At 62.0% G+C, this 14,260-nt stretch carries 15 protein-coding genes and 1 other RNA gene; 10 read left to right on the top strand and 6 right to left on the bottom strand.

Annotated features, from left to right (window positions below):
- The first annotated feature begins 3 nt into the window (after positions 1-3).
- Both AC6I97_RS11230 and AC6I97_RS11235 read left to right on the top strand, forming a co-directional pair.
- On the top strand, positions 4-774 hold the full coding sequence (locus AC6I97_RS11230; protein WP_224090748.1) for an SDR family oxidoreductase: 771 nt from the start codon (positions 4-6) through the stop codon (positions 772-774).
- Positions 774-1,823, top strand: a complete 1,050-nt coding sequence (locus tag AC6I97_RS11235; RefSeq protein ID WP_497944905.1) for an L-idonate 5-dehydrogenase — start codon at positions 774-776, stop codon at positions 1,821-1,823. Before AC6I97_RS11230 ends, AC6I97_RS11235 begins: the two co-directional genes overlap by 1 nt.
- Here the strand turns inward: AC6I97_RS11235 and AC6I97_RS11240 are convergent.
- Positions 1,820-2,548 (bottom strand): FadR/GntR family transcriptional regulator, encoded by a 729-nt coding sequence (locus tag AC6I97_RS11240; RefSeq protein WP_224090746.1) that lies wholly within the window; start codon positions 2,546-2,548, stop codon positions 1,820-1,822. The two genes, AC6I97_RS11235 and AC6I97_RS11240, sit on opposite strands and share 4 nt — an antisense overlap.
- A gap of 229 nt (positions 2,549-2,777) precedes the next feature.
- Here AC6I97_RS11240 and gnd point away from each other — a divergent pair, with 229 nt between their 5' ends.
- Together gnd and AC6I97_RS11250 are read left to right on the top strand one after the other, a co-directional pair.
- Entirely contained in the window at positions 2,778-4,214 is a 1,437-nt protein-coding gene (gene gnd / locus AC6I97_RS11245) for an NADP-dependent phosphogluconate dehydrogenase (protein ID WP_224090745.1), read from the top strand.
- Between the two features lie 114 nt (positions 4,215-4,328).
- Entirely contained in the window at positions 4,329-5,162 is an 834-nt protein-coding gene (locus tag AC6I97_RS11250) for an oxidoreductase (RefSeq protein ID WP_224090744.1), read from the top strand.
- A 6-nt stretch (positions 5,163-5,168) separates the two neighbouring features.
- On the opposite strand, the gene epsC is transcribed toward AC6I97_RS11250, so the two are convergent.
- The 3 genes from epsC to msrA all read right to left on the bottom strand — a co-directional run bounded on the left by epsC (position 5,169) and on the right by msrA (position 7,321).
- Positions 5,169-5,753, bottom strand: coding sequence for a serine O-acetyltransferase EpsC (epsC, locus tag AC6I97_RS11255; protein ID WP_223933212.1), 585 nt, complete (start codon positions 5,751-5,753; stop codon positions 5,169-5,171).
- Between the two features lie 41 nt (positions 5,754-5,794).
- Positions 5,795-6,730, bottom strand: a complete 936-nt coding sequence (cysK, locus tag AC6I97_RS11260) for a cysteine synthase A (RefSeq protein WP_224090742.1) — start codon at positions 6,728-6,730, stop codon at positions 5,795-5,797.
- Between the two features lie 66 nt (positions 6,731-6,796).
- Positions 6,797-7,321, bottom strand: coding sequence for a peptide-methionine (S)-S-oxide reductase MsrA (msrA, locus tag AC6I97_RS11265; RefSeq protein WP_224090740.1), 525 nt, complete (start codon positions 7,319-7,321; stop codon positions 6,797-6,799).
- Between the two features lie 148 nt (positions 7,322-7,469).
- Here msrA and AC6I97_RS11270 point away from each other — a divergent pair, with 148 nt between their 5' ends.
- Positions 7,470-8,381 carry a Nif3-like dinuclear metal center hexameric protein gene (locus AC6I97_RS11270; protein ID WP_497944906.1) on the top strand — a complete coding sequence of 304 codons (912 nt, stop codon included), beginning with the start codon at positions 7,470-7,472 and terminating at the stop codon, positions 8,379-8,381.
- Positions 8,382-8,470: 89 nt separating this feature from the next.
- Positions 8,471-9,208 (top strand): zinc ribbon domain-containing protein, encoded by a 738-nt coding sequence (locus AC6I97_RS11275; protein WP_224090736.1) that lies wholly within the window; start codon positions 8,471-8,473, stop codon positions 9,206-9,208.
- Between the two features lie 20 nt (positions 9,209-9,228).
- On the opposite strand, the gene AC6I97_RS11280 is transcribed toward AC6I97_RS11275, so the two are convergent.
- Entirely contained in the window at positions 9,229-9,993 is a 765-nt protein-coding gene (locus AC6I97_RS11280; protein WP_224164560.1) for a YaaA family protein, read from the bottom strand.
- A gap of 57 nt (positions 9,994-10,050) precedes the next feature.
- Between AC6I97_RS11280 and rnpB the strand changes: the two genes are divergently transcribed.
- The 4 genes from rnpB to AC6I97_RS11300 all read left to right on the top strand — a co-directional run bounded on the left by rnpB (position 10,051) and on the right by AC6I97_RS11300 (position 13,420).
- Positions 10,051-10,442, top strand: an RNA gene (rnpB, locus tag AC6I97_RS11285) — RNase P RNA component class A.
- Positions 10,443-10,728: 286 nt separating this feature from the next.
- Entirely contained in the window at positions 10,729-12,216 is a 1,488-nt protein-coding gene (locus AC6I97_RS11290; protein WP_224090732.1) for a glyceraldehyde-3-phosphate dehydrogenase, read from the top strand.
- A gap of 71 nt (positions 12,217-12,287) precedes the next feature.
- Positions 12,288-12,497 carry a hypothetical protein gene (locus AC6I97_RS11295; protein WP_224090731.1) on the top strand — a complete coding sequence of 70 codons (210 nt, stop codon included), beginning with the start codon at positions 12,288-12,290 and terminating at the stop codon, positions 12,495-12,497.
- 122 nt (positions 12,498-12,619) lie between these two features.
- On the top strand, positions 12,620-13,420 hold the full coding sequence (locus AC6I97_RS11300; protein ID WP_497944907.1) for an HNH endonuclease family protein: 801 nt from the start codon (positions 12,620-12,622) through the stop codon (positions 13,418-13,420).
- Here the strand turns inward: AC6I97_RS11300 and AC6I97_RS11305 are convergent.
- Positions 13,405-14,259 carry an acyltransferase domain-containing protein gene (locus AC6I97_RS11305; RefSeq protein ID WP_497944908.1) on the bottom strand — a complete coding sequence of 285 codons (855 nt, stop codon included), beginning with the start codon at positions 14,257-14,259 and terminating at the stop codon, positions 13,405-13,407. The two genes, AC6I97_RS11300 and AC6I97_RS11305, sit on opposite strands and share 16 nt — an antisense overlap.
- Position 14,260 lies beyond the last annotated feature (1 nt).

Raw genomic sequence — 14,260 nt, forward strand, 5'->3', positions numbered from 1 at the left:
AACATGAGTGGACTATTTGACCTGAGCGGGCGAATCGCCTTGGTCACCGGATCCAGCCGGGGGATCGGCAATGCCCTTGCCCGCGGCCTGGCTGATGCTGGTGCGACGGTGGTGCTGAACGGCATCAATCCGGAACGGCTGGCCAAGGCGCACGATGCCATGGCTGCCGACTATCCCGACGGACGGGTCTTCAGCCGGGCGTTCGATGTCACAGATGCCGCCTCGGCCGCTGAAGGCGTGCAATGGATCGAGGCCAATGTTGGCCCGTTGGAGATCCTGGTGAACAACGCCGGCATCCAGCACCGCGTTCCCATGCTTGACCTCGATGTCAAGGACTGGGACCGGGTCATCACCACGGACCTGACCAGCGCCTTCCTGGTGGGCCGGGAGGCTGCGCGGCACATGATCCCGCGGGGCCAAGGAAAGATCATCAATATCTGCTCAGTTCAAACAGACCTTGCCCGTCCCACGATCGCCCCCTACGTCGCTGCCAAGGGCGGGCTGCGTAACCTGACGCGTGCGATGACTGCTGAGTGGGCCGCTTCGGGGCTGCAGATCAACGGCATCGCCCCCGGCTACATCCACACTGAGATGACACAGAACCTGGTGGATGATGAGGCGTTTAATTCCTGGATCCTGGGCCGGACACCGGCCAACCGGTGGGGAACCGTGGCCGACCTCGCCGGACCTGTTGTGTGGCTTGCGTCGCAAGCGTCCAACTTTGTTAACGGCCAGACGATCTTCGTCGATGGTGGAATGACGGTGGTGGTCTGATGGGCAGCACACTCCCGGCCTCCGGCCCTGCCGTTGTAGCCCACGGCAAGGGTGACCTACGGATCGAAGATATCCCGCTGGCCAGGCCCGCGGCCAACGAATCGATCGTCGAAATTGCGTATGGCGGCATCTGCGGTTCGGACCTGCATTACTGGCTCCACGGCGCGGCGGGGGAATCGATTCTGAAGGCCCCGATGGTCCTGGGCCATGAAATCGTTGGCGTCGTCATCGAGCAGGCAGCCGATGGCAGCGGCCCTGGCCCAGGAACGCCCGTGGCGGTGCATCCGGCAACACCGGCCCCGGGCGAGGTCCGCTATCCGCAGGACCGGCCCAACCTTTCCCCGGGCTGCACGTACCTGGGTAGCGCGGCACGCTACCCGCACACCGACGGGGCCTTCAGCCGCTACGCCACCCTTCCCTCGCGGATGTTGCGTGCCCTGCCGGACACCCTGGATCTGCGGACCGCGGCGTTGGTGGAGCCTGCCAGCGTGGCCTGGCATGCCGTCGCCCGTGCCGGTGACGTCGCGGGGAAGACGGCCCTCGTGATCGGCAGTGGTCCCATCGGCGCCTTGACGGTCGCCGTCCTGAAGCGGGCCGGCGCGGCCAGGATTGTCGCCGTCGACATGCATGACAAGCCGCTGGAGATCGCCAAAGCCGTCGGTGCCGATGCGGTCCTGAGGGGTGACGAAGCGGACGCCATCGCGGCGGTGGACGCCGACGTCGTCATTGAGTCCTCAGGCAGCCACCACGGCCTGGCCTCGGCCATCAAGGGAGCAACCCGCGGCGGGAAAGTGGTCATGGTGGGGCTGCTGCCCTCGGGCCCGCAACCGGTCTTCATCTCCCTGGCCATCACCCGCGAACTGGAACTGCTGGGATCCTTCCGCTTCAACAACGAAATCGATGACGTCATTGCGGCGTTGGCGGACGGCTCGCTGTTTGTGGACCCCGTGATAACGCACGAGTTCGACCTCGCACACGGACTTGAGGCATTCGAAGTAGCCAGGAACTCAGCCCGGTCAGGCAAGGTCCTGCTGAACTTCCAGGATTAGTTTTTCGCCACGGGTACGAAGACGCGGGGCTGGTCGTTCCAGCTGGGGGCCAGCTCCGCGATCGTTTGGCGCATTATTTTTCCGGCCGCATCCCTGGCCTGCTGTCCGTCGCCGGCGTCGATGGCGTGTGCGACGTCAATATGCCACTGCAGCGCCTGCTTCTGGGGGTGTTCCGGCATGAGGCCGTGCACTGTGCGTCCCGTTAGGGTCTCTGTCACCTGGCCAATCAGGTTGGCAAACATCTCGTTTCCCGAGCCGGAGAGGACCAGTGCATGGAACCGGATATCGAGGTCAAGGAACCGTGCCATGTCTCCGGCGTCGCCGGCTTCCTTCATGGCCAGCGAAATATCCACGAGTTCCCGGCGAAGGGTTTCCGGAGCGTTTCCGGCTGCGAGTTCCGCAGCAACAGGCTCGACGGCGGAACGCAGCTCAGCGAGCGACCTCAGTTGGGCGCCACGGCCCTCGCCGGCCAAGCGCCAGCGAATGACCAACGGATCAAAGGGATTCCAGCGATGGGCCGGGAGGACACGGATTCCGACACGCTTGATGGTTTCCACCAGGCCCAGCGACTGCAGGACGCGGACGGCCTCCCGGACCACCGAGCGCGAAACGTTGAGCTCGTCTTCCAAATGTTCGGCCAGCATGACGTGGCCAGTGGGAAGGGCGCCGCCCACAATCCGGGTTCCCAGATGCTCTACGGCGCGGTGGTGGAGGCTGGTTGACATAGACGTAAGCATAGTGCGGCGAACGCATTCCGCGTGCCGTCCGATGCCGCCTGGCGCCGTTCGGAAGTCCCGCACATCATAGACTGTTTATGACGCGGCGCCGTTCCAAAACGTGGGCGTCGCTTTCCTGCTCATGGCTTAAATACGTATGGTTTATTACAGCCCCTGGTTATGAAATCGCTTCCTGCTGTCCGCAGGACTGTTTGTACACGATCGAATTGGAGTTTTGATGTCAGCACACATCGGTGTCACCGGCCTCGCGGTGATGGGCGCCAACCTGGCCCGCAACCTGGCCCGCAACGGCTTCACTGTGGCTCTCCACAACCGCTCCGTGGAAAAGACCGACGCCCTGCTGGAAAAGCACGGCACGGACGGCGACTTCATCCGCACTGAAACGCTGCAGGAACTCGTCGACTCCCTCGAAAAGCCCCGCCGTGTCCTGATCATGGTCAAGGCGGGCGCTCCCGTGGACAACGTCATCGAGCAGCTGGAACCGCTGCTCGAGGCCGGCGACATCATCATCGATGCCGGTAACTCGCACTACGAGGACACCCGCCGCCGCGAAGCCGCGCTGGCCAAGAAGGACCTGCACTTCGTTGGCGTCGGTGTTTCCGGTGGCGAAGAGGGCGCATTGAACGGTCCCTCCATCATGCCCGGTGGCTCCAGGGAGTCCTATGACGCCCTTGGCCCGCTGCTGGAGAAGATTGCCGCAAAGGTCGACGGCGAACCGTGCTGCGCTTGGATCGGCACCGACGGTGCCGGCCACTTCGTCAAGATGGTCCACAACGGCATCGAATACGCCGACATGCAGGTTATCGGTGAAGCATTCGATCTCCTCCGCTCCGGCGCCGGCATTGAGCCCGCCGAGCAGGCCAGGATCTTCGCTGACTGGAACAAGGGCGATCTGTCCTCCTTCTTGATCGAAATCTCGGCCGAGGTTCTGGGCCACGTCGACGCCAAGACCGGCAAGCCGTTCGTTGATGTCGTCGTGGATGCTGCAGGCCAGAAGGGAACCGGACGCTGGACGGTCATCTCCGCACTGGAACTCGGCTCCCCGGTCTCCGGCATTGCCGAGTCCGTTTTCGCCCGCGCATTGTCCTCACAGGCCGAGCAGCGCAAGCTTGGCCAGGAACTGCTGGCCGGCGAAGAGGCTTCCGTGGAGATCCCCGAGACGTTCGTTGAGGACGTCCGCCAGGCGCTGTACGCCTCCAAGCTGGTTTCCTACGCCCAGGGCCTGGACATGCTGACCTCCGCTGCGAAGGAGTACGGCTGGGACCTCAAGCTGGACGAAATCGCCTCGCTCTGGCGCGCAGGCTGCATCATCCGCGCAGAACTCCTCAAGGACATCACCAAGGCCTACGCTGCCGAGGAGAAGCCTGCCAACCTCCTGTTCGCGCCGGCTTTCACCAAGGCCATCGCTGAGGCCCTCCCGGCCTGGCGCCGCGTTGTAGCCACCGCTGTCCAGCTGGGCATCCCGGTTCCGGTCTTCTCCTCCTCGCTGGCCTACTACGACGGCCTGCGCCGCAAGCGCGTTGCTGCTGCCCTGATCCAGGGCCAGCGCGACCTCTTCGGTGCGCACACCTATGGCCGCGTTGATGCCGAAGGTACGTTCCACACCCTGTGGGGCGAAGACAAGTCCGAAATCTCGGCCGTCGACACCCACTAAGGTTCCGCAGCAAGGCCGGTTCTTCCCCGATACGCTGGGAGGAGCCGGCCTTTGCCGTGCCGGAAGGGGTACTGGGCCATCGTGGCGAGTGCCACGAGCCAAGGAGCCAGAGCCATGACCGAGCGCATCGCTTTTGTCACAGGGGCATCTACCGGCATTGGTTTTGAGACGGCGCGCGCCCTGAGGTCCGAAGGGTTCATTGTCTACGCCGGTGCGCGCAGGGTGGAGAAGATGCATCCCCTTCAGGCGCAGGGAATCACCGTCATGCACCTGGACGTCACAGTAGAAGAGTCCATGGCCTCAGCTGTGGCGCTTGTTGAAGCTGCACACGGGCACATAGATGTCCTGGTGAACAACGCAGGGTACGGCTCCTACGGCTCCCTCGAGGAGGTTCCCCTGGCAGAAGGCAGACGCCAGTTCGAGGTGAACGTGATGGGCTTGGCGAGGATGACGCAACTCGTTATTCCCAGGATGCGGCATGCGGGTTCTGGCCGGATCATCAACGTCTCGTCCATCGGCGGAAAGATTTATGAGCCCCTGGGCGCTTGGTACCACGGGACCAAGTTCGCAGTGGAGGGGATGAGTGATTCTTTGCGGCTCGAGTTGAAACCGCACGGCATCGACGTCGTACTCATCGAGCCCGCCGGAACGGACACCGAATGGGGCACCATTGCCGGGGAAGGCCTCTTATCCGCATCCGGCAAGGGTCCATACAAGGGGCAGGCCCACGTCATGGCAGCAGCCTTGGCCTCAACATCCGGACAGCTGATATCCACGCCTCCGAGGGTAGTGGCCAAGGCAATAGTTCGTGCGTCAACGGCAAAACGCCCCAAGACCCGCTACCCGGTGGGTAGGGGAGCCTGGAGCGTCCTGGCCTTACGCAGGGTTCTTCCCGACCGCGTGTTTGATGCCGTGCTGTGGAACTCCTACAAGAGGTTTACCGGCTAGCTCAAACTAGATCCGGTATTCGATGTAGTACTCGGCCGGGTCAACCGCCGGTTTGGTTTCGGATTTCGCGTCGCGGTGCCGCCACGTCGCTGGAATGCCGGTGATGATCGACTCCGGGGGAGCGTTCTTCACCACGACGGCGTTCGCACCAATTGCGCTGTCTGCGCCGATGGTGATGGGTCCCAGGACCTTGGCGCCGGCGCCGATGGTCACCCGATCCCCGATGGTGGGGTGGCGCTTGACCTTGGCAAGGGATCGGCCACCGAGCGTCACACCGTGATAGATCATCACGTCTTCGCCGATTTCGGCCGTTTCGCCGATGACGACACCCATGCCGTGGTCGATGAAGAAGCGCCGGCCGATGGTTGCGCCGGGGTGGATTTCGATGCCCGTCAGGAACCTCGCCAACTGTGAAATCAGGCGGGCAGGAAAGCGAAGGGCAGGGTTTTGCCAGAGCTTGTGGGTCACGCGGTGTGCCCAGATGGCATGCAGGCCGGAGTAGGCGAAAAAGTTCTCAAAAGAACCTCGAGCCGCCGGGTCATGCGACCGGGCGGCGTCGAGGTCTTCCTTAAGCCTTGCGAAGAAGCTCACAAAGACCTTTCTACAGGAAATGAATGCTTGCGGGCGAAGTGTTAGCCGCGGATGTCGTCAAAGAGGACAGTGGAGATGTAACGCTCCCCGAAGTCCGGCACGATCACGACGATCAGCTTGCCCTTGTTCTCCGGACGCTTGGCGACTTCCAGTGCACCCCATACCGCGGCACCGCCGGAAATACCGGCCAGGACGCCTTCCTTGGAACCAAGGGCGCGGGCGGTGGCAACGGAGTCTTCAAGGGTCGCATCGAGAACTTCGTCGTAGACGTTGGTGTCCAGGACCTCCGGGACGAAGTTGGCGCCCAGACCCTGGATCTTGTGGGGACCCGGGCTGCCGCCATTAAGGATGGGGGAGTCCTTGGGCTCGACTGCAATGATCTGGACTTCGGGCTTGCGCTCCTTGAGGACCTGTCCGACGCCGGTCACGGTACCGCCGGTACCGACGCCGCCAACAAAGATGTCTACTTCGCCGTCTGTGTCCGCCCAGATTTCCTCGGCAGTGGTGTTGCGGTGGATCTCCGGGTTGGCCGGGTTGGCGAACTGCTGCGCCCAGATGGAGTTCTCCGTGTTGGCAACAATCTCCTGGGCCTTTTCAACAGCGCCGCGCATGCCTTCGGAACCGGGAGTCAGTACGATCTCTGCACCGTAAGCGCGAAGCATGACACGACGTTCGGTGGACATGGTCTCAGGCATGGTCAGGATGACCTTGTAGCCGCGTGCGGCACCAACAAGGGCCAGAGCGATTCCGGTGTTGCCGGAGGTGCCCTCGACAATTGTTCCGCCCGGCTTCAGGGCACCGGACTTTTCGGCGGCGTCAATGATGGCCACACCGATGCGGTCCTTCACGCTGTTGGCCGGGTTGTAGAACTCAAGCTTGACCGCAACGGTGGCCTCAAGGCCTTCGGTCAGCCGGTTCAAACGGACCAGCGGAGTGCGGCCGACCAGCTGGGTGACGTCGTCGTAGATCCTTGCCATGAAGATTATGCCTATCTCTGAAGAGGGAATGCTGAGGTCAGCCTAACCAGCAGGATCGAAACCCTGCTAAGCAGTTAGCCATGCAGAGTAATATTTCCGCGCTTTGGCCAGTTTTGGATTGATGATGACCTGGCAGTAACCCTGGTACGGGAATTTGGCGTAATAGTTCTGATGGACTTCCTCTGCCTCATAGAACTCGGGTAGCCGGCTCACTTCCGTCACAATCGGATCGGCCCAAAGTGCTTGCGCGCGCTCGATGGCTTCTTCGAAGAGGATCTTTTCCTCCGTCGTGGTGTAGAACATCGACGAACGGTATTGGGTACCTGTGTCGTAGCCCTGCCGGTTCAACGTGGTGGGGTCATGCAATGCGAAGAACATGTCAAGAATGACCTCCTCCGGCACCACGGTTTCGTCGAATGTCACCGCAACTACCTCCGCATGACCGGTCATTCCCGAGCAGACGTCGTAGTAGTCAGGATTTCGGACATGGCCACCCGTATAGCCCGAGACCACGGAACTGACGCCGCGGGTTTTCTGGTATACGGCATCAAGGCACCAGAAGCATCCACCACCAAGTACAAAAGTTTTCATGATCTCTTCAATGGATTGGAGGGGCTGATGATTCCCGCAATACCTTACGGGACAATAACGCCACCGGGAACGCCACTGGGTACGTCACTGGGCAGGCGCGGCAGCAACCAAGACTGCCCTATCGGGCCCAGTAGGTAAGAATAAGAGTATGGAAGCAGTAGACACCGCCATTTCCGATGCGGATTCCGGCGACGAAGCCGGGACAGTGGAAGCAAGCGGGGACCCGACCCTTGGCCAGGTGTTGCTTGCTGTTGAGGAACTCTGGCCGGAATCCTTGGCTGAGGATTGGGATGAGGTAGGCCTCGTGGTGGGGCGCCCCACCGCGCCGATCACCAAAATCCTGTTTGCCGTGGATCCCACCCTGGCCGTCATCGACGAGGCCATTGAGTGGGGTGCAGGACTCCTCATTACCCATCATCCGTTGTTGCTCAAAGGCGTGAACTCCGTCGCGGCCACGTCCGCGAAGGGATTGGCCGTGCACCGTCTTATCGAGGCGGGCACCGGACTCCTGACCGTCCACACGAACGGTGACTCCGCCGTCGGGGGCGTATCGGACGTGTTGGCGGACGCCTTTGGCCTGGAAAATGTTGCCCCACTGACCCCTGCCGCCAATGGCTTGCCCGAGGAAGGCATTGGCCGGGTTGGAGATCTTCCTGAGCTCATGACCCTGGGTGATTTCGCTGCCCGCGTCTTTGGGATGCTCCCCGCCGTGGCCGGAGGGGTCCGCGTGGCCGGCGACAAGGACGGCCTGCTGCGGCGCGTCGCCGTCTGCGGTGGCGCCGGGGACAGCTTGTTCGATGCCGTCAGGGCCAGCAACGCAGATGTGTACGTGACAGCAGACATGCGGCACCATCCGGCGTCGGAGGCGCGGGAAGGTGCCGTCAACAGCCGTCCGTACCTCATTGACGTATCGCACTTTGCCAGTGAATGGCTGTGGCTGCCCGTAGCCGCGGAAGCGCTCGGCAACGTACTGGCTGATCAGGGCTACGACGTCGAGATCCGTGTGAGCAGCACCAACAGCGATCCCTGGGACTTCATACTCACTCCCGGCGGGGACTAGAGTCTAGAAGATACGGACAGTCCCAATAAAAAGGGGCCCGTCCATCCGGAACTGATCCCCAGGCCCGGAAGTAACAAGCGGAGGTAAGCGTGGCGAAAGCAGCACCGGCAGAACAATTGAAATTGCTTGAACTGCAGGGACTGGACGCCAGGCTCAAGTCGTTGGCAGGCCGCCGGAAGGTGCTGGAAACAGATCCCCGGATAGCTGACCTGCAGGATGCACTCAACGTTGCCAATGGTGAGTTGGGCGCGGCCAAGATGGCCGTACACGACGCCGAAGCCGAACTGCGTCGTTCGGAAGCTGACGTGGAACAGGTCGCATCCCGCATCGAACGGGACGAAGCCAGGCTCAATAGCGGAACCGGCCTCTCCAAGGACCTCGTAGCGCTCCAAAGTGATATTGCGTCCCTTAATAAGCGCCGCTCCGACCTTGAAGATGTTGAGCTTGAAATCCTGGAACGTTTGGACACCCTGCGGGAGCGCCAGGCCGCGCAACAGACCATCGTGGATGACATCCAGGGTTCATTTGCCGGCATCCGCGCCGAACTGGATGAGGCGATTGCTGAGATCGCGGCCGAGGAAACCGTGGTCCGCGGGCAGCGTGCCGCTTTCGCGGAGGCCCTCGACGCCGGAATGCTTGCAGTCTATGAGAAGACCATAGCCAAGCGCGGCGTCGGTGCCGCCAGGCTCTTCCACGGTAAATCGGAAGGTTCAGGGATGATGCTCAGCCCCGGCGACCTCGCTGAAGTCAAGGCTGCGGCTGACGACGACATCGTCTTTTGCCCTGATTCCGGATGCATCCTGGTCCGTTCGGCCGAGTGGAACTGACCTAGCCGAGCGGAACTGACCTAACTGCCCAGAATGATATTGAGGGCATGCGGCTTGCGGGCCGTCCCGGGAACAAGTTCCGCTGCCCAGACTTCCTTGGCGGCCTTCAGCAGTTGATCGGGCGTGGCAGCGGCCTTGCCGCGCCTGGTCAGCAGATGCCTGGCAAACTCGCCACGGGTGTGTTTGGCGAAGTGGCTGACCACCGTGCGCTTGCCGTTTGCCTCGTTGAATACATTCACCGTGACGGTCTGCGCTGCCGGGGGAGCCCACGCAGCTGCATACGTGCTGGAACGGCAATCAACCAGCAGCTCTCCTTCAGCCCGTTTGGCGAGGGCCGCATTCAGGTTCGGCTTCCAGAAGGAGGCGAGGCGTCCGACGTCGGGCAGTGCGGTTCCCATGGACAGCCGGTAAGCCGGCACCTGGTCACCAAAACCGATAACGCCCCACAGTGCCGAAACCACCAAAATCGTTTCGGTTGCCTTGCGTCGTTGGGCCGGCGTCATGGACTTGAAGCCGAGCGCGTCATACAGGACTCCTGAGTAGACCTGATGGGCCGGGGCCGCCGGTTCCGCGTGCAGCCGGGTATTACGTTCGACGTCGTCCTTCAGCGAGGCACCTACGCCCAGCAGTGCCAGCGCGTCCTCGTGGGCGCTGACGGTGCCCAACGATTCCAGGACCTTCGCGCGGTACGGGTTCAGCTCCGGAAAGCTGAGCGACTCCCATTCGACGGCGGGACCTTTGACGGCGGGGGTCTTGCCTTCGGAAGGCGGCAGCAGAATCAGCACCAGACGATATTACCGGGGACCGGGGCAACCCTCGACGCCGGTAGACTGTACGGCGGATGGGTTGACCAGGCGGTCGCGCGTCACGCAAGTGGCTCGAGGAACGTCCGGGCTCCGCAGAGCAGGGTGGTGGGTAACGCCCACTCGGGGTAACCCGCAGGCCAGTGCCACAGAAAACAGACCGCCTGCGCGTGCTGATGCTTGCATCAACATGCGGCAGGTAAGGGTGAAACGGTGGTGTAAGAGACCACCAGCTCCCTGGGTGACCGGGGAGGCTAGGTAAACCCCACCCGGAGCAAGGCCAGACAGGGCACGTTTGAGGGCTGCTCGCCCGAGTGTCCGGGTAGGCTGCTGGAGGGCGCCGGCAACGGCGTTCGTAGATGGATGGCCGCCACTCCTTTGCCGGCAACGGCAAGGGATGACAGAACCCGGCGTATCGGTCAACCCATCCACATATTTGCCACTGAGGTCCCAGGCATGTGATGTCCATTGTGACTGCCATGTGAGTGATTTCACGCCCCCGGGCGCCCAAGAGGGCGCCCTTCCGCCTTAGACTTGTTATGAACGTAGATGTTCTGCCGCCGGGACTGCGTTCGCAGCCGGCGGTCTTTTCTTTGCAATCGTTCAAGGCGCTGTGGGTGGACCGAAGCCCGTCCAGTGCTCGTGCCGCAGGATTACTCCGGGCGGCCGCCATCTGCATACGAGGACGTATGTGGTTGACCCAAGGAAGGTAGTTCTGTGAGCCAGACGTCAGATTCTTGTCTTGATAAGTGGATGGGCCGGGAGGCTCTCGCCGAGGCCATGATTCCGGTGATCGGCCGGTTGTACCGGGAAAACAACGTGGTCACGAGCATCCACGGCCGGAGCCTGATCAACAAGTCGACCATGAACATCCTGAAGGCCCACCGCTTTGCGCGCCGGATGAGCAACACCGAGCTCCTGCTCGAAGAAACCGCACCCCTGTTGAACGCTCTTGCCGAGCTGGAACTCGGTGCGGCTGCAATCGACATTGCCCGTCTCACGGAGAAGTTCCGCGTCGAGGGCCACGGCACCTCGTTGGATGACTTCCTGCGGGCCGAGCTCGCGGAAATCGTCGGAAAGCGTGGCGCTGATGACCGCACCAGCACCGACGTCGTGCTGTACGGCTTTGGGCGCATCGGCCGCCTCCTGGCCCGCATCCTGATTGAAAAGGCCGGTGGCGGGCATGGCCTGCGGCTGCGTGCCATCGTTGTCCGCAAGGGCGCCGAGAACGACCTCGTCAAGCGTGCCAGCCTCCTGCGCCGCGACTCCGTACATGGTTCCTTTGAGGGAACTATCCGCGTGGACGAAGAAGCAAACACCATCACCGCCAACGGCGTTCAGGTCCAGGTCATCTACTCCGACAACCCCGCAACCGTGGACTACACCGCCTACGGCATCAAGGATGCCCTCGTAGTGGATAACACCGGGCGTTGGCGCGATGCGGAAGGCCTGTCCCAACACCTGCAAAGCAAGGGTGTTTCGCGCGTCCTGCTGACGGCTCCGGGCAAGGGCGACCTGAAGAACATCGTCCACGGAATCAACCAGTCCGACATTTCCGATGACGACAAGATCGTCACGGCCGCGTCGTGCACGACCAACGCCATTACCCCGGTACTGAAGGCCATCAACGACAAATTCGGTATCATCCACGGCCACGTTGAGACGGTGCACTCGTTCACGAACGACCAAAACCTGATCGACAACTTCCACAAGGGAGATCGCCGCGGCCGCTCGGCAGCACTGAACATGGTCATCACGGAGACAGGGGCAGCCAAGGCTGTTGCCAAGGCGCTTCCGGAACTTCAGGGCAAGCTCACCGGTAACGCCATCCGCGTACCTACCCCGGATGTTTCCATGGCGATCCTGAACCTCAACCTCGCCAAGGGCACCACACGCGATGAGGTCAACGACTACCTCCGCGAAATGTCGCTGCACTCACCGTTGCGCAAGCAGATCGACTACATCGATTCCCCGGACGTTGTCTCCACCGACTTCGTTGGGTCCCGCCGCGCAGGCATCGTTGATGGTCTGGCCACTATTTCCAACGACAAGAACCTCGTGCTCTACGTTTGGTACGACAACGAATTCGGCTACTCCTGCCAGGTTGTCCGTGTCATGGAGGAAATGGCCGGCGTCAACCCGCCGTCCTTCCCTGCCCGCGACATCGTGGCGCCTATTGCAGTGCTTGAGGCAGCGAACGCCTAAGCCGGGAAGTATTCACGGGTTTCCCGGCTGTGTTACTGGTATCAGCCGGGAAACCTGACCAAAATGGGTTCATGGAAAATGAATCGACTTTGGAACACGAGACAACGCTGGAACATGCGCTGGATGTAGCGCGGGCCAACCACAAGCAGGCACAGAAACTGCTGGACCAGGCCATCGCAGCAAACGCGGCGGGGGACGTCAGCGACGAACGCGTCCAGCAATTGCGTACGCTGCTGGAGGTGGCTGCCGAAGACCTCCAACGCGTTATGCGTGAGCAGTAACCCGGGGAAGTTCCCCATCACTGCAGTGTGACTTCTCCTACACACTGTGGATATCGGCTCTGACTGTCGGTGCCGTGTCCTACGCTCATAGGACACGACCCACCCCGACTGGACGGAGCCCCTTGAGTATCACCTGGTCTGCCTACAAACGCGCGCGCAGACGATCACGCCAGGCGTGGGCCATTCTAGGATTGGCAGCCGTAACCCTCGCGGCAGGACTGTCCTGGTTCTTCACCACCGGCCAGTTCGATGCAGCCGGGCCATGGGTGTCCGGTCCCAGTGAAGCGCCGGTATTTAATCCCGCATGGATGAAACCCATTACCGGCATCGAGGCCGTTCCCGCGGAGAAGGCAAGCGCGGCACTCGCACAGCTGGAAGTTAAAGGACGCGCATCCCAGGAAGACTATGAGCGAACCGCATTCGGCCAGGCGTGGCTGGACGCCGATCGAAACGGATGCGATACCAGGAACGACATCCTGCGCAGGGACCTGTCGTCCGTGGAGTTCACCAGTGGTTCCTCATGCAGGGTTGCCACCGGAGAGTTTCAGGAACCCTACACGGGCGCCCACGTAACCTTCCGTCGGGGCCAGGACACCAGCGCTGAAGTTCAGATTGATCACATTGTCGCCCTGGCCGACGCATGGCAGAAGGGTGCCAAGCAGTTAACGGTGCAGCAACGCCAAAGGCTGGCAAATGATCCGTTGAACCTGATTGCGGCTGATGGGCCGGAGAACGTGAAGAAGGGCGCCGGCGACGCGGCCACGTGGCTCCCTCCGAACAAGAACTTCCGGTGTCACTACGTAGCGCGCCAGATCTCCGTCAAGGCAGCGTACAAGCTGTGGGTCACACAGTCGGAGAAGGATGCCATGATGCGCGTCCTGTCTTCTTGCCCGGATCAGCAGACCATCTACAGCGCCAGGTGACCGTGCCCCAGTTGCCAGGTACCGCCGTCGTCGATTCTCTCCAGGACTATGCGCTGGAGCGAAGTCTCCCGGGGTAGTTTGTCCAGGTTCCCGAGCCCCCGCTGCCTAAACGTGAAGTACACGGCATCAGTGGGGGCATCGGTGCACCGATCCAGGGTGAAGCGGCGGGCGAAGGATGCGATGTTGCTGTCAGGAAGCCGCGCAACCAGATAAGGATCCAGCATCCAGGACTCGCACGTGGCCACAGTGGCCGGTTTGTCCGGGAAATAGTGGGGAAAGAACCAGCGAGCCTCGTTAAAGCTGGCGTCGACCAGCGCAGGGGAGAGGCCGCCGTCTTCGGGAATATGGACACCCAGGATCCAATCGGATGCGTACGCCACGTTGCCCCCTGGGCCGTCGTCACGCCGGCTCCGGATCAAATGGAATTGCAACCGGCCGAGGCGGAACAGATTCCCTGCCATGTGCAACGTCAGCCAGCTCCAGGTGTCCAGGCCGAAATGTCCATGGACGCGGCGGTTGATGCGCAGCTGGAGCCCTACGTCGGCCAACGTGGCTGCTGAGACGTCAGTGCTGATACCCAGTTCCAGATGGTATGCGTGGACTCTGGGTGCGAAGCGGAGCAGTGCCTCGATCCAGACGCTCTCGACGGGCTGGCCGGGCCAAATCCGGTCGGGAGAAATACTGTCGGCCGGAAAAGTGCCAAGCCGCTCCTGCAGAAGCTCCAATGCTTCCAGGACGTGGCCACTGGGGGCTCTGTCCAGGAGCGCGGCGCATTCCACGGCGTCCTCGCCGGCAATGTCCAAGAGCTCGAACAATGCTGCATGGGGTGCCTGGCTCATC

The organism is Arthrobacter sp. TmtSoilC48 (assembly GCF_059739425.1).

Bases quoted from the DNA above. Each gene is read 5' to 3' on its own strand.
- AC6I97_RS11250 (WP_224090744.1), top strand. From the start codon at position 4,329: ATGACCGAGCGCATCGCTTTTGTCACAGGGGCATCTACCGGCATTGGT.
- AC6I97_RS11240 (WP_224090746.1), bottom strand. From the start codon at position 2,548: ATGTCAACCAGCCTCCACCACCGCGCCGTAGAGCATCTGGGAACCCGG.
- AC6I97_RS11270 (WP_497944906.1), top strand. From the start codon at position 7,470: ATGGAAGCAGTAGACACCGCCATTTCCGATGCGGATTCCGGCGACGAA.
- AC6I97_RS11235 (WP_497944905.1), top strand. From the start codon at position 774: ATGGGCAGCACACTCCCGGCCTCCGGCCCTGCCGTTGTAGCCCACGGC.
- cysK (WP_224090742.1), bottom strand. From the start codon at position 6,730: ATGGCAAGGATCTACGACGACGTCACCCAGCTGGTCGGCCGCACTCCG.
- AC6I97_RS11295 (WP_224090731.1), top strand. From the start codon at position 12,288: ATGGAAAATGAATCGACTTTGGAACACGAGACAACGCTGGAACATGCG.
- gnd (WP_224090745.1), top strand. From the start codon at position 2,778: ATGTCAGCACACATCGGTGTCACCGGCCTCGCGGTGATGGGCGCCAAC.
- msrA (WP_224090740.1), bottom strand. From the start codon at position 7,321: ATGAAAACTTTTGTACTTGGTGGTGGATGCTTCTGGTGCCTTGATGCC.
- AC6I97_RS11230 (WP_224090748.1), top strand. From the start codon at position 4: ATGAGTGGACTATTTGACCTGAGCGGGCGAATCGCCTTGGTCACCGGA.
- AC6I97_RS11305 (WP_497944908.1), bottom strand. From the start codon at position 14,259: ATGAGCCAGGCACCCCATGCAGCATTGTTCGAGCTCTTGGACATTGCC.